Origin of the sequence: Gluconacetobacter sacchari, from assembly GCF_014174255.1 — a bacterium.
In the GTDB taxonomy this organism is placed as follows: domain Bacteria; phylum Pseudomonadota; class Alphaproteobacteria; order Acetobacterales; family Acetobacteraceae; genus Gluconacetobacter; species Gluconacetobacter sacchari.
Map to the genome: position 1 here is coordinate 14,121 of NZ_JABEQJ010000005.1, position 21,188 is coordinate 35,308.

14 protein-coding genes are annotated in these 21,188 nt (G+C 65.6%); all 14 read right to left on the reverse strand.

Annotated features, from left to right (window positions below; translation table 11 throughout):
• Nucleotides 1–4: 4 nt before the first annotated feature.
• The 14 genes from rplC to HLH48_RS05305 all read right to left on the reverse strand — a co-directional run bounded on the left by rplC (nt 5) and on the right by HLH48_RS05305 (nt 21,120).
• Nucleotides 5–688, reverse strand: a complete 684-nt coding sequence (gene rplC / locus HLH48_RS05240) for a 50S ribosomal protein L3 (RefSeq protein ID WP_182996456.1) — start codon at nt 686–688, stop codon at nt 5–7.
• A 10-nt stretch (nt 689–698) separates the two neighbouring features.
• Nucleotides 699–1,007: a 30S ribosomal protein S10 gene (gene rpsJ / locus HLH48_RS05245; RefSeq protein WP_012227960.1), complete on the reverse strand. Its 309-nt coding sequence runs from the start codon at nt 1,005–1,007 to the stop codon at nt 699–701.
• 105 nt (nt 1,008–1,112) lie between these two features.
• On the reverse strand, nt 1,113–2,303 hold the full coding sequence (tuf, locus tag HLH48_RS05250) for an elongation factor Tu (protein ID WP_182996457.1): 1,191 nt from the start codon (nt 2,301–2,303) through the stop codon (nt 1,113–1,115).
• Nucleotides 2,304–2,397: 94 nt separating this feature from the next.
• Nucleotides 2,398–2,874 (reverse strand): 30S ribosomal protein S7, encoded by a 477-nt coding sequence (gene rpsG / locus HLH48_RS05255; protein WP_182949575.1) that lies wholly within the window; start codon nt 2,872–2,874, stop codon nt 2,398–2,400.
• 15 nt (nt 2,875–2,889) lie between these two features.
• Nucleotides 2,890–3,261: a 30S ribosomal protein S12 gene (gene rpsL, locus HLH48_RS05260; protein WP_003621118.1), complete on the reverse strand. Its 372-nt coding sequence runs from the start codon at nt 3,259–3,261 to the stop codon at nt 2,890–2,892.
• Nucleotides 3,262–3,743: 482 nt separating this feature from the next.
• Nucleotides 3,744–7,931, reverse strand: coding sequence for a DNA-directed RNA polymerase subunit beta' (gene rpoC / locus HLH48_RS05265; protein ID WP_182996458.1), 4,188 nt, complete (start codon nt 7,929–7,931; stop codon nt 3,744–3,746).
• Between the two features lie 105 nt (nt 7,932–8,036).
• Complete coding sequence (rpoB, locus tag HLH48_RS05270; RefSeq protein ID WP_182996459.1) at nt 8,037–12,209, reverse strand: DNA-directed RNA polymerase subunit beta; 4,173 nt, start codon at nt 12,207–12,209, stop codon at nt 8,037–8,039.
• A 276-nt stretch (nt 12,210–12,485) separates the two neighbouring features.
• Nucleotides 12,486–12,860, reverse strand: a complete 375-nt coding sequence (gene rplL, locus HLH48_RS05275; RefSeq protein WP_182996460.1) for a 50S ribosomal protein L7/L12 — start codon at nt 12,858–12,860, stop codon at nt 12,486–12,488.
• A 101-nt stretch (nt 12,861–12,961) separates the two neighbouring features.
• Nucleotides 12,962–13,480 carry a 50S ribosomal protein L10 gene (gene rplJ / locus HLH48_RS05280; RefSeq protein ID WP_182949581.1) on the reverse strand — a complete coding sequence of 173 codons (519 nt, stop codon included), beginning with the start codon at nt 13,478–13,480 and terminating at the stop codon, nt 12,962–12,964.
• A gap of 291 nt (nt 13,481–13,771) precedes the next feature.
• Complete coding sequence (rplA, locus tag HLH48_RS05285) at nt 13,772–14,467, reverse strand: 50S ribosomal protein L1 (protein WP_182996461.1); 696 nt, start codon at nt 14,465–14,467, stop codon at nt 13,772–13,774.
• A 4-nt stretch (nt 14,468–14,471) separates the two neighbouring features.
• A complete protein-coding gene (gene rplK, locus HLH48_RS05290) occupies nt 14,472–14,906 on the reverse strand; it encodes a 50S ribosomal protein L11 (protein WP_182949585.1) in 435 nt (144 codons plus the stop codon).
• Between the two features lie 108 nt (nt 14,907–15,014).
• On the reverse strand, nt 15,015–16,646 hold the full coding sequence (locus tag HLH48_RS05295; RefSeq protein WP_182996462.1) for an efflux transporter outer membrane subunit: 1,632 nt from the start codon (nt 16,644–16,646) through the stop codon (nt 15,015–15,017).
• On the reverse strand, nt 16,643–17,941 hold the full coding sequence (locus HLH48_RS05300) for an efflux RND transporter periplasmic adaptor subunit (protein ID WP_182996463.1): 1,299 nt from the start codon (nt 17,939–17,941) through the stop codon (nt 16,643–16,645). The genes HLH48_RS05295 and HLH48_RS05300 overlap by 4 nt, the downstream gene beginning before the upstream one ends.
• A complete protein-coding gene (locus HLH48_RS05305) occupies nt 17,938–21,120 on the reverse strand; it encodes an efflux RND transporter permease subunit (protein WP_182996464.1) in 3,183 nt (1,060 codons plus the stop codon). The genes HLH48_RS05300 and HLH48_RS05305 overlap by 4 nt, the downstream gene beginning before the upstream one ends.
• Nucleotides 21,121–21,188: the final 68 nt, after the last annotated feature.

Sequence of the window (21,188 nt, forward strand, 5' to 3'; positions counted from 1 at the left end):
ATCCTCAGCCCGCAGCCTCAACCAGGGCCGCCGGATACGGCGCCTCGGCATGACGGGCTTTCTTGATCGCATCACGAACCAGCACCAGCTCGTTCTTGGCGCCGGGCACGGAGCCACGGACCAGGAGCAGGTTCTTCTCGGCATCCACCGCCGCCACCTCGAGGTTGAGGGTGGTCACGCGCTCGGAGCCCAGGTGCCCGGCCATCTTCTTGTTCTTGAAGGTCTTGCCCGGATCCTGGCGGTTACCCGTCGAGCCATGCGAACGATGGCTGATGGACACGCCATGCGAAGCTTCGAGACCCGCGAAATTCCAGCGCTTCATGGCGCCGGCGAAGCCCTTGCCCTTGCTGGTGGCCGTCACGTCGATCTTCTGCCCCACCACGAAATGGGTGGCGGAGAGCGTGGCGCCTGCTTCCAGCACGGCATCTTCCGCAACGCGGAATTCAACCAGCTTCTTCTTGGGTTCGACCTTCACGCGGGCAAAATGGCCGCGGTTCGGCTTGGAGACGTTCTTCACCTTGGCGTTGCCGAGCCCGAGCTGCACGGCGGTATAGCCGTCGCGCTCCTGGGTGCGGACATCCACCACCTGCACATTGTCGATATGCAGGACGGTGACGGGCACATGGGTGCCGTCTTCCTTGAACAGCCGGGTCATGCCCAGCTTCTTTGCGATCAATCCGGTGCGCATCGTCTGGACCTTAAAGTTTGATCTCGACATCCACGCCAGCGGCGAGGTCGAGCTTCATGAGAGCGTCCACGGTCTGCGGGGTCGGCTCGACGATGTCGAGCAGCCGGCGATGAGTCCGAATTTCGAACTGCTCGCGGCTTTTCTTGTCCACATGGGGAGAGCGGTTAACGGTGAATTTCTCGATATGCGTCGGCAGCGGGATAGGACCCCGAACCCGCGCACCCGTACGCTTCGCCGTATTGACGATCTCTTTGGTGCTGTTATCGAGCACCCGATGATCGTACGCCTTCAGGCGAATGCGGATGTTCTGGTTGTCCATCGTCTATTCAGTCCAACTTCAATGGTTCGGGGGAACCCGAGCCGCCAAAGGAGACCCCGGCCGGATCGCTCCGGCCGGGGTCGCCAGTTCTGGTTACGAACCCGATCAGGCCGTGATCGAGGCCACCACGCCGGCGCCGACGGTGCGGCCGCCTTCGCGGATCGCGAAACGCAGACCTTCGTCCATGGCGATCGGCGCGATCAGTTCGACATCCATGGCGACGTTATCGCCCGGCATGACCATTTCCGTACCCTCGGGCAGGTGAACGACACCCGTCACGTCGGTGGTGCGGAAATAGAACTGCGGACGATAGTTGGTGAAGAACGGCGTGTGACGGCCACCCTCTTCCTTCGTCAGGATGTACGCCTCGGCCTTGAACTTCGTGTGCGGCGTGATCGAACCCGGCTTGGCCAGAACCTGGCCACGCTCCACGTCCTCGCGCTTCGTGCCACGGACCAGCGCACCGATATTGTCGCCGGCCTCGCCGCGGTCCAGCAGCTTGCGGAACATCTCGACGCCCGTCACCGTCGTCTTCTGCGTCGCGCGCAGGCCGACGATCTCGATTTCGTCACCGACATTCACCACGCCACGCTCGACGCGGCCGGTCACCACGGTGCCACGGCCCGAGATCGAGAACACGTCTTCGATCGGCATCAGGAACGGACGATCGATCGGACGCTCCGGCTGCGGGATATAGGCGTCCACGGCGTCCATCAGGTCGCGCACGCGGTTCTCGCCGATCTCCGGATCGCCATCTTCCAGCGTCACCAGGGCCGAGCCCTTCACGATGGGGATATCGTCGCCGGGGAACTGATAGGCCGACAGAAGCTCGCGCACTTCCATCTCGACCAGTTCCAGCAGTTCCGGATCGTCAACCTGGTCGACCTTGTTCAGGAACACGACCAGCGCCGGAACGCCGACCTGGCGCGCCAGCAGGATGTGCTCGCGGGTCTGCGGCATCGGGCCGTCGGCGGCCGACACCACCAGGATGGCGCCGTCCATCTGCGCCGCACCGGTGATCATGTTCTTCACATAGTCGGCGTGGCCGGGGCAATCGACGTGCGCGTAGTGGCGCGCGGCGGTCTCGTACTCGACGTGGGCGGTCGAGATCGTGATGCCACGGGCGCGCTCTTCCGGCGCCGCGTCGATCTGGTCATACGCCTTGAAGGTGGCGCCGCCGGTCTTCGCCAGCGTCTTGGTGATCGCGGCGGTCAGCGACGTCTTGCCATGGTCGACGTGACCGATCGTGCCGATATTGCAGTGCGGCTTCGTCCGCTCGAATTTAGCCTTTGCCATCGTCTATCTCCGTTACCTCGGCCCTCGGGCCGGGAGTCGGGTTGAAATGTTCCTAACCGGAAGCGTGCCGGTCTTTAGACCGGAGCAGCGCCTCTTACCAGCGGTAATGGCTGAACGCCTTGTTGGCCTCGGCCATGCGATGCGTGTCCTCACGCTTCTTCACGGCGGACCCACGATTGTTGACCGCGTCCAGAAGCTCGTTGGACAGGCGCTCCTGCATGGTGTTCTCGCCGCGCTTGCGCGAGGCGTCGATCAGCCAGCGGATCGCCAGCGCCTGGCGGCGCTCCGTGCGCACTTCGACGGGCACCTGGTAGGTGGCACCACCGACGCGACGCGAGCGGACCTCGACGGCCGGCTTCACGTTGTCCAGCGCGCTGTGGAACATCACAACCGGATCGGCGGCCGCGCCACCACGGCGACGCAGCACCTCGAGCGCACCATAGACGATGCCTTCGGCGGTGGATTTCTTGCCGTCATACATCAGCGCATTCATGAAGCGCGTGATGACGACATCACCAAATTTCGGATCGGGAAGAATCTCGCGCTTCACGGCGCGATGACGGCGACTCATGCCTGGTTATTCCTTTTACTTCGGACGCTTCGCGCCATAGAGCGAGCGACGCTGACGACGCTTGGCGATACCCTGGGTATCCAGAACGCCACGCAGGATGTGGTAACGAACGCCCGGAAGATCCTTGACGCGGCCACCACGGATCAGGACCACGCTGTGCTCCTGCAGGTTGTGGCCTTCACCGGGGATGTAGCTGACGACCTCATAGCCGTTCGTCAGACGCACCTTCGCAACCTTACGCAGCGCCGAGTTCGGCTTCTTCGGTGTGGTTGTGTAGACGCGGGTGCAGACACCGCGCTTCTGCGGGCAACCTTGCAGAGCAGGCACCTTATTGCGCTTGGCTGCGGGCTCGCGGCCTTTGGCGATCAGCTGGTTGATGGTCGGCATACGCCTTTCCCGATCCTTACAAATTTCGGCCGGCCAACCGCATCTCAGGTTGCCGACTGTCGTTCACAACAAAATCCCACCGAATGAGGATCATTCGCCTGGGCATCATATTGACATCCGGCCTTGGCGACCCTTTCGGGCCACGGCACCGCATGCTTGCATGCTGCATTCGACGGCCAACGACGTCCTGCAAGACGGGGCTAGCCGAGGGCGCGGAACCTACGAAGCCCCCGCCCTTGAGTCAAGTGTTACCTCGGGATTCGCGGCCGATTCCCGCCAGATTATCCCGCCGCGCCGGCGATGGCGGGCATGCAGTCGCGGCAGGCCGGCCATCGCGCCATCGCGACGCGCCCCGATCCCGCCAAGCCTTCCGATTCGGCGCGATCCGGTCGGCCCATCAGATACAGACCCCGCCGGCAAAAGAAAAGGGCCGGGTGTCGCCACCCGGCCCTTTCCACAGGCACCAACGCCGCCCGGGCAGATCACCCGGCCTTGGTCACCACAGGCCGCACCTGCGCCAGGCGCTGGCGGTCCTGCCCCGCCGCGATCGCCCGCAGCTTGTTCATCACGCTGCCCGTTCCCGCCGGGATCAGGCGCCCGACGATCACGTTCTCCTTCAGGCCGTTCAGCGTGTCGCGCTTGCCGGCCGTGGCCGCCTCGGTCAGGACACGGGTCGTCTCCTGGAACGAGGCCGCCGAGATGAAGGACTGGGTCTGGAGCGACGCCTTGGTGATGCCCTGAAGCACGGGCATGGCCGCGGCCGGGCGCTCGCCCATGTTCAGGCGCTTCGTGTTCTCGGTCTCGTACTCGATCCGATCCACCGTCTCGCCGACCAGATAGGTCGTGTCGCCCGGCTCCAGGATCTCGACCTTCTGCAACATCTGGCGAACGATCACCTCGATATGCTTGTCGTTGATCTTCACGCCCTGGAGTCGATAGACGTCCTGGATCTCGTTCACCAGATAGTCCGACAGCGCCTCGACACCCAGCACCTTCAGGATGTCGTGGGGCACGCGCGGCCCATCGACCAGCGGATCGCCCACCCGGACGAAATCGCCTTCCTGGACCGAGACATGCTTGCCCTTCGGGATCAGGTAGTCCGTCTCCTCGCCCGTCTCGTCGTTCTTCACGATCACCCGGCGCTTGGCCTTGTAATCCTTGCCGAACTCGACTCGGCCGTCGGTCTCGGAAATGATCGCATGGTCCTTCGGGCGCCGCGCCTCGAACAGTTCGGCGACGCGGGGCAGACCACCCGTGATGTCACGGGTCTTCGAGCCCTCGCGCGGGATGCGGGCCAGCACGTCGCCGGCGCTGACCTGCGCCCCGTTCTCCACCGACAGCAGCGAATCGGGCGAAAGGAAGTAGCGGGCGTCATTGCCGTTGGCCAGCTTGATGACGTGCCCGTTGGCATCCTTCAGTTGCAGGCGCGGACGCAGGTCCACCCCCTTGGCCGCCTGCTTGTAGTCGACGACCACCTTCGAGGTCAGGCCCGTCACCTCGTCCATCCGCTCGACCAGCGTGATGGAGTCGATCAGGTCCAGATACTCGACCGTTCCCGACTGCTCGGTGATGATCGGCAGGGTATACGGATCCCACTCGGCCAGCTTCTGGGCACGCGCGACCGTGGCCCCTTCCTCCACCAGCAGGCGCGCGCCGTACGGCACGCGGAAGCGGGCCCGCTCGACCCCCTTCTCGTCCGTCAGCAGGATCTCGCAGTTCCGCGACATCACGATCGGCACGTTCTGGCTGTTATGGACCACGTTGCGGTTGTTGATCGTCACATGCCCGTCACGCGACGCCTCGACCATCGACTGCTCGGCGCCACGCTGCGCCGCGCCACCGATATGGAAGGTCCGCATGGTCAGCTGCGTGCCCGGCTCGCCGATCGACTGGGCGGCGATCACGCCCACCGCCTCGCCGATATTGACCGGCGTGCCGCGCGCCAGGTCGCGCCCATAGCACAGGCCGCAGACACCGACCCGGCTCTCGCAGGTCAGCACCGAGCGGATCAGCATGCTCTCGACGCCCGCCGTCTCGATCTTCTCGGCCAGCGCCTCGTCGATCAGCAGGTCGCGCTTCACCAGCACCTCGCCGGTCGCCGGGTCCAGCACGTCGGCCGCGACCGTCCGCCCCAGGATCCGCTCGGACAACGACGACACCACCTCGCCGCCATCCATCACCGCACGCACGGTCAGGCCGCGCTCGCTGCCGCAATCCTCCTCGACGATGATGCAATCCTGCGCCACGTCGACCAGACGACGCGTCAGATAGCCCGAGTTCGCGGTCTTCAGCGCGGTATCCGCCAGCCCCTTGCGGGCGCCGTGGGTCGAGGTGAAGTAATCGAGAACCGACAGGCCTTCCTTGAAGTTGGCGATGATCGGCTGCTCGATGATCTCGCCCGACGGCTTGGCCATCAGGCCGCGCATGCCGGCAAGCTGCTTCATCTGCGCCGGCGACCCACGGGCACCGGAATGGCTCATCATCCACACCGAGTTCGTGACCTTGCCGACCTCCTGGCGCGAGATCTCCTTCATCATCGCGGCCTGCACCTCGTCGGTGCAGCGCGACCAGGCATCGACCACCTTGTTGTAGCGCTCGCCGGCGGTGATCAGGCCGTCCTGATATTGCTGCTCGAACTCCTTCACCTCGCTGGCGGTCCGCTCGACCAGGCCCTTCTTCTCGGTCGGGATGATCATGTCGTCCTTGCCGAACGAGATGCCGGCCTTCGCCGCATGACGGAAGCCCAGCCCCATCATCCGGTCGCAGAAGATCACCGCTTCCTTCTGGCCGCAATGGCGATAGACCGCGTCGATCACGTCCGACACGTTCTTCTTCGTCAACTGCTTGTTGATCAGCGCGAACGGGATCGCCGCATGACGCGGCAGGATCTGCGCGATCAGCATGCGACCCGGCGTGGTGATCACGGTCTGGCGCACGGGCTTGCCGTCGGCATCCACCGTCTCGTACCGCGCGATGATCTTGTCATGCAGCTTGATGGCACCGGCCGACAGGGCATACTCCACCTCGCCGACCGTGGCGAAGGACGACGCGCCCTGCACCGTGATCCGGCCCTCGGCGTCATACTCGTTCCGATCGGGGGTCGCGCGGAACTCGGGCGTCTCAAGGCTCAGATAGTACAGCCCCAGCACGATATCCTGCGACGGCACGATGATCGGCTTGCCGTTGGCGGGGCTGAGGATGTTGTTGGTCGACATCATCAGCACGCGCGCTTCCAACTGCGCCTCGAGGCTCAGCGGAACATGCACGGCCATCTGGTCGCCGTCGAAATCCGCGTTGAAGGCGGTGCAGACCAGCGGATGAAGCTGGATCGCCTTGCCCTCGATCAGCACCGGCTCGAACGCCTGGATACCCAGGCGATGCAGCGTCGGCGCGCGGTTCAGCATCACCGGATGCTCGCGGATCACCTCTTCGAGGATATCCCACACCTCGGGGCGTTCCTTCTCCACCATCCGCTTCGCGGCCTTGATGGTGGTGGCGTGTCCGTATTTTTCGAGCTTCGAGTAGATGAACGGCTTGAACAGCTCCAGCGCCATCTTCTTGGGCAGGCCGCACTGGTGCAGCTTCAGCTCCGGCCCGACCACGATCACCGAACGGCCGGAATAATCGACGCGCTTGCCCAGCAGGTTCTGCCGGAAGCGGCCCTGCTTGCCCTTCAGCATGTCGGACAGCGATTTCAGCGGCCGCTTGTTGGCGCCCGTGATCGCGCGGCCCCGACGGCCGTTATCGAACAGCGCATCGACCGATTCCTGGAGCATGCGCTTTTCGTTGCGGACGATGATGTCCGGCGCGCGCAGCTCGATCAGCCGCTTCAGACGGTTGTTGCGGTTGATGACGCGGCGATACAGGTCGTTCAGGTCCGAGGTCGCGAACCGGCCGCCATCCAGCGGGACCAGCGGACGCAGTTCCGGCGGAATCACCGGAATCAGGTCCATGATCATCCATTCGGGGCGCGAATCGCTCTCGGCGAAGGCCTCGATCAGCTTCAGCCGCTTCACCAGCTTCTTGCGCTTGGCCTCGGACGTCGTGTCCTTCAGCTCCTGGCGCAGCCGATCCTTGTCCGCCTTGCAGTCGATCCGCTCCAGGACCTTCTTGATGGCCTCGGCACCGATCCCGACCTCGATCCCTTCCTCGCCATGCTCGTCCATGACGTCGAGATACTGGTCTTCCGTCAGCAGGCTGTACTGCTTCAGCGGCGAGGTGCCGGGCTCCAGCACCACATAGCTCTCGAAATACAGGATCTTTTCCAGATCCTTCAGCGTCATGTCGACCATCAGGCCGATCCGGCTGGGCAGCGACTTCAGGAACCAGATATGCGCGACCGGGCTGGCCAGCTCGATATGGCCCATCCGCTCGCGGCGCACCTTGGCCAGCGTGACCTCGACACCGCATTTCTCGCAGATGATGCCGCGGAACTTCATGCGCTTGTACTTGCCGCACAGGCACTCATAGTCCTTGATCGGCCCGAAGATCCGCGCGCAGAACAGGCCGTCGCGCTCGGGCTTGAAGGTCCGGTAGTTGATGGTCTCGGGCTTCTTGATCTCGCCGTACGACCACGACCGGATCTGCTCGGACGAGGCGAGCTGGATCTTGATCTGGTCGAAGACCGTGGTCTGGCCAGTCTGGCCCAGGATCTTCATGAGTTCGTTCATGCGCCGCAAACCCCCTGGGGGAAATGGATGGAAACAGCCCGCCGGGCCGCTCCCATCCATGAAAAAAGAACAGACAGAGACGGAATGGTGTGACCGACGTCCACGTCAGTCGCCACTCTGCTCCAGGTCCACGTTCAGGCCGAGCGACTTCAGTTCCTTGATCAGGACGTTGAAGCTCTCGGGAATACCGGCCTCGAAATCGTCCTGCTCGCGCACGATCGCCTCGTAGACCTTGGTGCGGCCGGACACGTCGTCCGACTTCACCGTCAGCATTTCCTGGAGCGTGTAGGCCGCGCCATAGGCTTCCAGCGCCCAGACCTCCATCTCGCCGAAACGCTGGCCGCCGAACTGGGCCTTGCCGCCCAGCGGCTGCTGCGTGACCAGCGAATACGGACCGATCGACCGGGCATGGATCTTGTCGTCGACCAGGTGATGCAGCTTCAGCATGTAGATGTAGCCCACCGTGGTCACACGCTCGAACTTCTCGCCGGTGCGCCCATCGATCAACTGCGACTGGCCCGATTTGTTGACCCCCGCATCGACCAGCATCGCCTCGATATCGGGAATCGACGCCCCGTCGAACACCGGGGTCGCGATCGGAACGCCCTTGCGCAGGTTGTTCGCCAGTTCGACCAATTGCTCGTTGGGCAGGGTGGCGATGGCGTCGTCATACACCTTGTCGCCATAGACCGATTTCAGGCGCTCCAGCAGTTCCTGCTTCTTCTCGCCGGTCCGCTGATACTCGTCCACCAGCCCGCCGATCCCCTTGCCGATATTGGCGCAGGCCCAGCCCAGATGCGTCTCCAGGATCTGCCCGACATTCATGCGCGAGGGCACGCCCAGCGGGTTCAGCACCAGATCGACCGGCGTGCCGTCCTCCAGGAACGGCATGTCCTCCACCGGCACGACGCGCGAGACCACGCCCTTGTTGCCATGGCGGCCGGCCATCTTGTCGCCGGGCTGGAGCTTGCGCTTCACCGCGACGAACACCTTGACCATCTTCATCACGCCGGGCGGCAGTTCGTCGCCGCGTTGCAGCTTCTCGACCTTGCTCTCGAACCGCGCCTGGATGCGCGCCACCGCGGCATCGAACTCGCGCCGCAGCACTTCCAGCTCGACCATCACCGGGTCGGACGCCACGGTGATGTTGCGCCACGCCCCGCGCGGATGCTCGGCCAGCACCTCCTCGGTAATCTCGGTGCCCGACCGCAGCCCCTTGAAGCCGGTGCCGGAGACCTGGCCCACCAGCCGCTCGCGCAGCCGGTTGTAGAACGACCGCTCCTGGATCGCGCGCTCGTCGTCGCGGTCCTTGGCCAGACGCTCGATCTCGGCGCGCTCGATCGCCATCGCGCGCTCGTCCTTGTCGACACCACGACGTGAGAAGACGCGCACATCGACGATCGTCCCGGTCGTGCCGGGCGGCAGCTTCAGCGAGGTATCGCGAACGTCCGACGCCTTTTCGCCGAAGATGGCGCGCAGCAGCTTCTCTTCCGGCGTCATCGGGCTCTCGCCCTTCGGCGTCACCTTGCCGACCAGGATATCGCCCGGGTTCACCTCGGCGCCGACATAGACGATGCCTGCCTCGTCGAGGTTGCGCAGCGCTTCCTCGCCGACATTGGGAATGTCGCGGGTGATTTCCTCCTGGCCCAGCTTGGTGTCGCGGGCCATGACCTCGAATTCCTCGATATGGATCGAGGTAAAGACGTCATCGCGCGCGATCCGCTCCGAAATCAGGATCGAATCTTCGAAATTGTACCCGTTCCACGGCATGAACGCGACCAGCACGTTCCGCCCCAGCGCCAGTTCGCCCAGCTCGGTCGACGGACCGTCGGCGATGATGTCGCCGGCCAGCACCTGGTCGCCCACGCGCACCAGCGGCCGCTGGTTGATGCAGGTCGACTGGTTCGAGCGCATATATTTACGCAGCCGGTAGATATCGACACCCTGGGTCGCCCCGGCCGCGTCGGTCGCCCGGACCACGATGCGCGCGCCGTCGATCTGGTCGATCACACCGCTGCGCCGGGCCACGATCGTCGCGCCCGAATCGTGCGCCACGGCCGCTTCCATGCCCGTGCCGACCAGCGGCGCGTCGGAGCGGACCAGCGGCACCGCCTGGCGCTGCATGTTCGATCCCATCAGCGCGCGGTTGGCGTCATCGTTCTCCAGGAACGGGATCAGCGCCGCCGCGACGGAAACAAGCTGCTTGGGCGACACGTCGCAGGCCGTGACCTCCTCCGGCTTCACCAGGCGGAAATCGCCGCCACGGCGCACCGAGACGAGTTCGTCGGTCAGGCGGCCTTCGACATCCTGCTTCGCATCGGCCTGGGCGACGATCAGCTTCTCCTCTTCCATGGCGGAGAGGTATTTCCAGCCATCCTGCAACACGCCGTCGCGCACCAGACGATACGGGGTCTCGATGAAGCCGTATTTGTTCACCTTGGCATAGGTCGCCAACGAGTTGATCAGGCCGATATTCGGCCCTTCCGGCGTCTCGATCGGGCAGATCCGGCCATAATGGGTCGGATGCACGTCACGCACCTCGAAGCCCGCGCGCTCGCGGGTCAGGCCGCCCGGCCCAAGCGCCGAAAGGCGGCGCTTGTGCGTCACTTCCGACAGCGGGTTGGTCTGGTCCATGAACTGGCTGAGCTGCGACGAGCCGAAGAACTCGCGCACCGCGGCCGCCGCCGGCTTGGCGTTGATCAGGTCGTGCGGCATCACGGTGTCGATATCGACCGAGCCCATGCGCTCGCGGATCGCGCGTTCCATGCGCAGCAGGCCGACGCGATACTGGTTCTCCATCAGCTCGCCGACCGAGCGGACGCGACGGTTGCCCAGATTGTCGATATCGTCGATCGCGCCGCGCCCGTCCTTCAGCTCGCACATGATCTTGACGGTGCGCAGGATGTCTTCCTTGCGCAGCACGCGCATCGTATCCGGCGCATCCAGGCCCAGGCGCATGTTCATCTTCACGCGGCCGACCGCCGACAGGTCATAGCGGTCCGCGTCGAAGAACAGGCCCGAGAACATGGCCTCGGCGGTTTCCGGCGTCGGCGGCTCGCCCGGGCGCATCACGCGATAGATGTCGGTCAGCGCGTCATCGCGCGAACCGTTCTTGTCCACCGCCAGCGTGTTGCGGATCCACGGGCCGTTGGCCGCGTCGATCGCCAGCGTCGGCAGGCGATCGACGCCGGCCGCCTCCATCGCCTCCAGCCGGGCCTCGGTCAGTTCCTCGCCGGCTTCGGCATAGATCTCGCCGGTCTCGGGATTGACCAGGTCATGCGCCACGTAGCGCCCGACCAGGCCAGCGGCGCCCACCAGCACTTCCTTGGTCGTCTCGGCGATCTTGCGCACCATGCGGGCGGTCAGCTTGGCGTCGGCCTCGGCCACCACGTCGCCGCTCTGCGCGTCCACCAGCGGCTCCAGCAGCTTCATGCCACGGAACGACTCGGCGTCGAACGGCCGGGCCCAGCCCTTGGGGGTCTTGGTGAAGACGACCTGATTGTAGAAATAGCCCAGGATCTCGTCGGCATCCATGCCCCGGATTTCCAGCGCGTCCACATCGCCACCCTCGGCGATCTTGGCGGCGCGGGCGGCGGCCGATGCCTCGCCTTCCAGGGCGTACAGCAGCGTCGTCACCGGCAGCTTCCGCTTGCGGTCGATGCGGACGTAGATCAGGTCCTTGCTGTCGAATTCGAAATCGAGCCACGAGCCGCGATAGGGGATGACGCGGGCGGCGAACAGGAACTTGCCCGACGAATGGGTCTTGCCCTTGTCATGGTCGAAGAACACGCCGGGGCTGCGATGCATCTGGCTGACGATGACGCGCTCGGTCCCGTTGATGATGAAGGTGCCGTTATCCGTCATCAGCGGCATGTCGCCCATATAGACGGGCTGCTCCTTGATGTCGCGGATCGAGCGCGAGCCGGTGTCCTCGTCGACATCCCACACGATCAGGCGCAGCACCACCTTCAGCGGCGCGGCGAAGGTCAGGCCGCGCTGGATGCATTCCTCGACGTCGTATTTCGGCTCTTCGAGTTCGTAATGCACGAACTCCAGGCGCCCGCGCCCAGCAAAGTCATTGATCGGAAAAACCGAACGGAACACTTCCTGCAAGCCGGTCTGCGTCCGACTGTCGGGCGACACGTTCATTTGCAGGAACGCCTCGTAGCTGGCGCGCTGCACGTCGATCAGATTGGGCATCGGAGCGATTTCGGGTATCCGCCCGAAGCTCTTGCGGATGCGCTTGCGTCCCGTGAACGATTTCGTAATGGCGTTCATCGTCTATCCTGCCCCCATCCCCGACGACCCGGACCTTTCCGCGCCCGGAACCCGGGGCCACGGCGACCGAAAGCGGATCATCACAAACCATCCATGCCTGGGCACCGGAATCCGGCGCCCCCGCCCACCCCGAAGAATGGGCCTTCTACCGCCGAAGGCGCCCGAGACCTCGCGGTCAGGGCGCCAGAACGGCCAAGGGGGCGGGCACCTTCCGGTTTCCCGCCCTCACCTGGCATCAAGCAGGAGAGACAGCCCCGGGGCCGCCCATCCGGCAGATTACTTCACCTCGACAGACGCGCCGTTCTCTTCAAGAACCTTCTTGATCTTCTCGGCTTCGTCCTTGTTCACGCCTTCCTTCACGGTCTTCGGCGCGCCCTCGACCAGGTCCTTGGCTTCCTTCAGGCCCAGACCGGTGATGGTGCGGATTTCCTTGATGACGTTGATCTTCTTGTCGCCGGCCTTGGCCAGGACGACAGTGAACTCGGTCTGCTCTTCAACCGGGGCAGCGGCGGCGGCAGCCGGCGCGGCGGCAACGGCCACCGGAGCGGCGGCGGAAACGCCCCACTTCTCTTCCAGCAGCTTCGAGAGCTCGGCGGCCTCGAGAACCGTGAGGGCAGACAGCTCGTCAACGAGTTTGGTCAGATCGGCCATGATTTGGTCTTCCTAATGTATATACTGATTGGCGCAACACAATCCCGATTTCACGAGACTGTGCAAATTTCCTCGCCCCGCGCGTGCGGGGCGCAGATGGCTCAGGCAGCCTCGTCCTTCTTGGCGTAGGCGCCGAAAACCCGCGCAAGCTGTCCGGCCGGCGCCTGGAGCACACCCGCGATGCGCGTGGCCGGCGTGGAGATCATCCCCACCAGCTGCGCCCGGAGCGTATCCAGGGACGGCAGTTCGGCCAGCGCCTTCACCCCATCGACATTCAATGTCTGGGTGCCGAGCGCTCCACCGAGCAGAACGAGCTTTTCGTTGGTCTTGGCGAACTCGACAAGCACCTTGGCCACGGCCACAGGATCGGCAGACCACGAAATCGCGGTCGGCCCCTTCAGCAGCGGCGAAATGCCTTCGAATCGGGTCCCTGCCAGGGCGAGGTTGGCCAGCCGGTTCTTCGCGACCTTGTAAGTCGCTCCAGCCGCACGCACGCGCTGCCGCAGAATCGTCGCATCGGCCACCGTCAGCCCGTCATTGCGGGTAACGACAACCATGGACGTCTCGGCGAACACGGCCGCGAGGGAGGCAACAAACTCCCGCTTCTCCGTACGGTCCAATTCCCGTCTCCGTCGTGACCTGCCGGGGATGCCCCAACAGGCCGGGTTTGCCCTAGGAGGATACGACCTCGCGGCCCATCCTCCGGTTCGCCTGTCCTGTGAACAACGGAACAACCAGTGCGGGCGGCATGACCGCCCCAATCCGGCAATCCCCGTCTTCCGGCTGCGGGCCCGGGGGCCCATCAAGGCAAACGCCACATCCGGTCATGGACAGGTTCGGAAGAACGGGACCCCGAAGCGCCCCGCCTCCTGTCCGCAAGGCCCTTCCAGGCCTCACGTCATCTCGTGGTCTCAGCCCGCCGAGAACGAGGACACATCGACGCGCACGCCGGGGCCCATCGTCGAGGACAGGGCGGCCTTGCGCAGATAGGTGCCCTTGGCACCCGTCGGCTTGGCCTTCTGCACCGCATCGACGAAGGCGCGGATGTTCTCGATCAGCTTGTCGCTGTCGAACGACGCCTTGCCGATCCCGGCATGGATGATGCCAGCCTTCTCGGCGCGATACTCGACCTGGCCGGACTTGGCCGCCGTCACGGCGCCCTTCACATCCATGGTCACCGTGCCCAGCTTCGGGTTCGGCATCAGGCCGCGCGGGCCCAGGATCTTGCCCAGCCGGCCGACCAGCGCCATCATGTCGGGGGTCGCGATGCAGCGGTCGAAGGCGATCTCGCCAGCCTGGATCTTCTCGGCCAGGTCCTCGGCACCCACCACGTCGGCCCCGGCGGCCAGAGCCTCCTCGGCCTTCGCGCCACGGGCGAACACGCCCACGCGCAGGGTCTTGCCGGTGCCGTTCGGCAGCGACAGCAGGCCGCGGACCATCTGGTCGGCATGGCGCGGATCGATGCCCAGGTTCAGCGAGATCTCGATCGTCTCGTCGAACTTGGCGGTCGCGGTCTGCTTCACCAGGCCGATCGCCTCGTCCAGGCCATAGGATTTGTTCCGGTCGACAGAGGCCTGGCCGGCCGTCAGACGCTTGTTCTTGGCCATGGGATCAGCCCTCCACCACCGTAAGGCCCATCGAGCGGGCGGAACCGATCAGCATCCGCACGGCCCCGTCGATGTCGTTGGCATTCATGTCCTGCTTCTTCTGCTCGGCGATCTCGCGCAGCTGCGTCATCGTCACGCTGCCGACGGCGGCCGACTTGCCGACCGTCGAGCTGCCCTTCTTGATGTTCGCCGCCTTCATCAGGAAATAGGTGTTCGGCGGGGTCTTGGTGATGAAGGTGAAGGTGCGGTCGGCGAAGGCGGTGATGACGACCGGGATCGGCATGCCGGGCTCGAGGCCCTGCGTCTTGGCGTTGAACTCCTTGCAGAACTGCATGATGTTCAGGCCGCGCTGACCCAGCGCCGGGCCGACCGGCGGCGACGGATTCGCCTTGCCGGCGGGAATTTGTAGCTTGATGTAGCCAACGATCTTTTTGGCCATATCCGGGGCTCCTGACTGTTTCACCCGGACCGCGGTTCGTGCGGCCGGTCCACCGTGCAAGACGGCGGACGCGGCCTCCCGCGTTCCGTAAGAGGCGGGTCCCTACCCCTATTGCACCGGCCTTGTCAAGCCCGTCCCACCCAGTCCGGCCCCGGTCAGGTTCAACTGGTCCGGCCCGCTGCCGGTCGCGATGCCGCCCGCCTCCTTGGGCACGCGCAGCCCCTCATATTGCAGCGGCGCGAAGGGCATGACCGACTTGTCCGAGGGCAACTGGGCCCGCGACCACCCACCGCCCAGCGCACGCACCAGCGCCACCGTCGCCTGGTGCCGCCGGGTCTCGACCTGCACCTCGGCGATGCGCGCGGTCAGGGCGGCGATCTGCGCCACCACCACGTCCAGGTAGTTGGTCAGCCCGCCGGTATACAGCGCCATGGTCATGCCCTGGGTCCGCACCGCGGCCTGCACCGACTGGTGCTGCTGCTTCAGCTCGGCGCGCAACTGCCCGGTCAATGTCAGCCCGTCCTCGACATCCTGGAACGCCCCCAGCACCACGCCGCGATAATTGTCCTCGGCCAGGCGATATTGCGACCAGGTCCGTTGCAGCTCGGCGCGGCGCAGCCCGCCCTGGAACAGCGGCATCACCGCCTGCACGGCATAGGAATACATGCTGTTCGACAGGTCGGCGAGCGTGAAGCCGTTATCCATGAACCCGGTCATCGCGTTCACCGACACGTTCGGATAGAACGCGGCGCGCGACACGCCGATGGCCCGGTTGGCCTGCGCCATCTCCCGCTCGGCGGCCGCCACGTCCGGCCGCCGTTCCAGCAGGGCGGAGGGCAGCAGCAGCGGCACCCCCACGTCGGGGAAATGCATCTGGCTTTCCGGCTCCAGATGGAACGATGCCGGCGCCACGCCCACCAGCACCGCGATCGCATGTTCCAGCACGGCCCGCCGCGCCAGCAGGTCGGTTTCCTGCGCCTGGGTGGCATAGAGCTGGTTTTCGGCGCGCGACACGTCCAGCCCGGCGGCGATCGCCCCGGCCTGGCGCATGCGGGTGATCTGCACCGCGAGCGTGTAGGTGCGGATCGAGTCGCGATAGACCGCGTCCTGCACGTCCAGCCCGCGCAGGGCGATATAGTCGGACGCCAGTTCGGCATCGATGCTCAGCCGCGTCACCGCGTAATCCGCCGCGCGTTCCTGCGCCTCCTGCACCCGCATCCGCTTGCGGTTGCGGATCGCCGACCAGAAATCGGGCTCCCAGGTCGCGGTGCCGCTATATTGCTCCGACGACATGTAGGTCGGGCCGGTCGCGCCATGCCCGCGCCACAGCCGATGCTGCGACGCCTTGTTTTTTCCGGCACCCGCGCCGAGCGCGACCTGCGGATACAGGCCCGCCTGGGCCTCGGCCGCCATGTCGCGCGCCTGGGTAAACGTCTCGGCCGCCACCTGTAGGTCTGGGTTGACGCGATTGGCCTGCTCTTCCAGCCGGTTCAGCGCCGGGTCGTTGAACAGCGTCCACCAGTCCCCCCGCAGCGCCGCCGCATCGGGCGCGGCATAGCGCATCATGCCCGCGCCCTTCCAGTCGTCGGGCAGGACGAAATGATCGGGATGATAGGACGGCGCCATGTCGCACCCGGCCAGGCCGGCCAACAGCGCCAGGCCGCCGGCCAGACGGGCCGCATGCCGCAGCCGGCGGGCGGAATGGCGCCGCGCTCGCCGCGCGGGAGAGGACAGGGTCATTGACGGGCTCCCGCCTCCTCCGAGCCGGACCGATCGTTCGGCATGGCGCGGACATCATCGGTGCGCGCCGGCTCCGGGCTGGTGCCCGCCTGCGCGTTGTAGCCCGGCGTCGCATCCACCACCCGCACCTCCTGCCCGTCCAGCAGGCCCGCCGAGGGGTTGTTGATCAGCCGATCGGTCAGTTTCAGCCCACCGCGGATCTGCACCATCGTGCCCAGATTGGTCCCCACCGTCACATTATGCAGGCGCACGCGGTTATGCTCGTCGACCAGCGCCACCTGCATGCCCTCGGCGCGGAAGATCAGCGCCCCCTCCGGAATCACCAGGATCGTCGGGTCGCCCGGCGCGCTGAAATGGACCGTGGCGTAGGAATCGGGCCACAGGGTGCGGTCGCTGTTGTCCAGCGTCAGCTCGGTGGTCACGGTCCGGGTGGCGGCGTTGAACGCGGCGGCGGTGGCCAGGAACGTCGCCTTGTACACCCGGCCCGGATGCTGCGGCACCGTCACCTCGGCCGTCAGCTTCGGGCTGATGATGTCGGCGTAATCCTGCGGCACGGACACGAACACGCGCATGCGATGCACGTCGGCGACGCTGAACAGCTCCGTCGCCGTCCCGTGCGCGCTCACATCGCCGCCGCCGGCATTCACATAGTCGCCGACATCGGCCAGGCGCGAGGTCACCACCCCGTCGAACGGGGCGACGATCTGCTTGAATCCGATCAGCGCCGCATAGCGCGACACCTCATGCCGCGCGGCTTCCACCTGCGCCTGCTCGGCCTCGGCGTTCGCGGCCTGCACGTCGACTTCCTGCTGCGACACGGCCTGGGTACCCTGCAACGCCTTCCAGCGCCTGGCCGTGATCTGCGCCAGCTTGTAGCGCGCCATCGCCACGTCGAAATTCGCCTTAGACGCCGCGTATTGCGCATCCAGCCCCGGCGTGTCGATGGTGGCCAGCACGTCGCCCGCCTTCACCTCGGCGCCGAAATCCTTGTACCACATGCGCACATAGCCCGAGACCTGGGCATAGATCGGCGCCAGGTACCAGGCCGAGATATTGCCCGGCAGGTCCAGCGTGCGGATGCTCGGCCCCCTGGCGGGCGAAACAAGCTGCACCCGGGGGATCGCGGCGTCCTCGGTCCGGTGGCGCAGCGACGCCAGATGCGCCTGCCGCTGGATGATCCCGCCGCCGACCACCACCAGGGCGAGAATGACGCCGGCGCCGGCCAGGAGCTTCCCGCGTCGCGACGGTCCCTGTCCGGCTGGTCCCGGCCCGCGGGTCTGTTCCACGGCGCTCATGCGCGTTCTCCTTCGGCGCTACTATGTCTCTCGGATCGCCGGCCATGCAGCAGGGCGAAGACGCAGGGCACGAACAGCAGCGTCGCCACCGTCGCCATCATCAGGCCCCCCATCACCGCCCGGCCCAGCGGCGCGTTCTGCGAATTGCTCAGCGACATCGGCAGCATGCCGATGATCATGGCCGATGCCGTCATCAGCACCGGCCGGATACGCTCGAACCCGGCCTCGATCGCCGCCTTCACGGCATCGCCATGCACGTCCAGCCGCTCGCGGGCAAAGGCCACGACCAGGATCGAATTCGCGGTCGCGGTGCCCATGCACATGATCGCGCCCGTCAGCGCCGGCACCGACAGCGTGGTGTGCGTCAGGAACAGGCTCCACGAGATCCCCGCCAGCGCGCCGGGCAGCGCGGTGATGATGATGAACGGATCCAGCCACGACTGGAAATTGACGACGATGATCAGGTACACGAGCAGGATCGACATCGCGAGGCCGATGCCAAGCTGGCGATAGGCGCCGTTCATCGTCGTCGCCTGCCCGCGCACCACCATGCTGGAGCCGCGCGGCAGGTCGTGGCGCGACGCGTCCACCACCCGGTTCACAGCGCGCGAGACCGTGCCCAGGTCCAGCCCGTCATTGGTGGCGTAGATGTCGAACACGGGCATGATATTATAGTGCCCGACCTCCCCCGGCGTCCCCGTCTGCACGATCTGGCTCAGCCCGCCCAGGATCTGGGGGGGCGCGCCGGTCGGGTTGCCGTCGCCCCGGTCGATCGGGATCGTCTCCAGGTCGTTCAGCGTCTGCAGGAATTGCAGCGGCGTCAGGATATCGACCAGATGCGACACCCCGGTCTTGGGGTCGAGCCAGTAGGTCGGCGAGACCTGCCCGCTGCCCGACAGGGTCGCCAGCGTATTGTTGGCGACATCCGCCTCCGTCAGCCCGGTCCCCAGCGCGAACGAGCGGCGCGCGTTCACCCGCAGGGTGGGCGTGTTCATCGGCTCCTGCACCGTCACGTCGGTCAGGCCGGTCACATGGCGCAGCCGTTCCGCCAGATGCTGGGCGAAGGTGAAATTATCCATCAGGTCGCGGCCGCTGACCTGCACGTCGATCGGCGCGGGCAGGCCGAAATTGAGGATCTTCGCGGTCAGGTCGGCAGGCATGAACGTGATCTCGGTGCCCGGGAAACGCTCGGCCAGCCCACGCCGCAGGATGTTGCGGAAGGACGCGACCGGCGAGTCGTCGTCATGCAGCGTGACGGTCAGGTCGCAATCCTGGGTGCCGACGGTCGGCGTCGGGATGAAGGCCTGGTTCAGTCCGCTGAAGGGCAACCCGCAATTCGCCACGATACTGTCGACCTGCCCCGGCAGCAGGGCATGGATCTCGTCGCTGACCAGCATCGAGATCTTGCCGGACACGTTCAGCTTGGTCCCCATCGGCGCGCGCATATGGATCGCCAGCGCATTCGAATTGATCTCGGGGAAGAAATCCTGGCCGACGAAGATCAGCAGCAGCATCGAGCCGACCGCCAGCGCCAGGAAGGACGCGAGAAAGCGCGTGCGCGACGCCACCAGCCCGGTCAGCAGGTCGCGATAGCGGTGGCGGAAGGCGGTGAATTTCGCCTCGAACCCTTGCTGGAAGCGGCCGAAGACCCCTTTCGGCGGCGCGTGGCCGTGCCTGGCGGCGTCATGGGCCGCCACCTGGGCCGCCAGCAGGTATTTCGCCATGGTCGGCACCAGCGTCCGCGACAGGATGAACGAGGCGATCATCGCGAAGATGATGGCCTCGGCCATCGGCATGAACAGCCACCCGGCCACGCCGGTCAGCTGGAACAGCGGCATCCAGACGACGCAGATGCACATCGTGGAGACGAAGGTCGGTACCACGATCTGGTTGGCCGCGTCGATGATCGCGGTTTCCAGATCCTTGTCCATCTCCAGATGGGCATCGATATTCTCGATCATGACGGTGGCGTCGTCGACCAGGATACCGACGGCCAGCGCCAGCCCGCCCAGCGTCATGACGTTGATCGTCTGCCCGGCCCAGCCCAGCCCGATGATCGAGCACAGCATGGCCAGCGGGATCGAGGTGGCGATAATGACCGTGGAGCGCCACGAGCCCAGGAACAGCAGCACCACCAGGCTGGTCAGCAGGGCGGCGGTTCCCATTTCCTGGACCACGTCGCGCACCGCGTCCTTCACGAAGGTCGAGGCGTCGTTGAGGATATGGATCTGCACGCCCGGCGGCAGCGTCGCGGTGACCGAGGGCAGCAGCGCCTTCACCCCGGACACGACGTCGAGGGTCGAGGCATCGCCGCTCTTCATGATGACGATCAGCACCGCCTGGTGCCCCTTGACCAGCACCATGTTGGTCTGCGGCGGCCCGCCCGAATGCACCCACGCCACGTCGCGCAGATAGACCACCGAATTGCCCACCTGCTTGACCGGGATCTCGTTGAACGTATCGATCTCGCGCGGCGAGGCGTTGGTCTGCACCATCCAGTCGAAGGCGCCGATCTGCTGGTCGCCCGCCGGCAGCACGATGTTCTGCTTGCCCAGCGCGTTGCCCACGTCGGTCGCCGACAGCCCGTGCGCCAGCAGCTTGGCCTGGTCGAGTTCGACCATGATGTTGCCCGGCTGGCCGCCATACGGGTTGGGGATCGCCGCCCCCGCCACCGACACCAGGGCCGGCCGGATCAGGTTCGACGACATGTCGTAGATCTGCGACGCCGTCATCGAATCCGACGAGACCTGAAGCGTCAGGACCGGCACCGAGGACGCGTTGTAGGTCAGCACCAGCGGCGGGGTCATGCCGGTCGGCATCTGCTTGATCACGGTCTGCGAAACCGACGTGATCTGCGTCTGGGCGACCGCGGTATCGGTGCCCGGCTGGAAGAACACCTTGACGATGCCGCGCCCGTAATAGGACTGGCTTTCGATATGCTCGATATTGTTGACGGTCGCGGTCAGCGCGCGCTCGTAATAATAGATCACGCGGCCGGACATGTCTTCCGGCATCAGGCCGGTATAGCCCCAGACGATCGCGACCACGGGGATCTTGATGCTGGGAAAGACGTCGGTCGGAGTCTGGACCATCGACCGGACACCGAAGACGACGATCAGGATCGAAAGGACGACGAACGTATAGGGCCGCTTGAGCGCGGTGACGACAATGGCGTTCATGCGCGGCGCGAACCCCCTGCGCGCGGAGTCGCGCGCCGTCCGTCCGCCCTGTTCCCCACGCCCCTGCG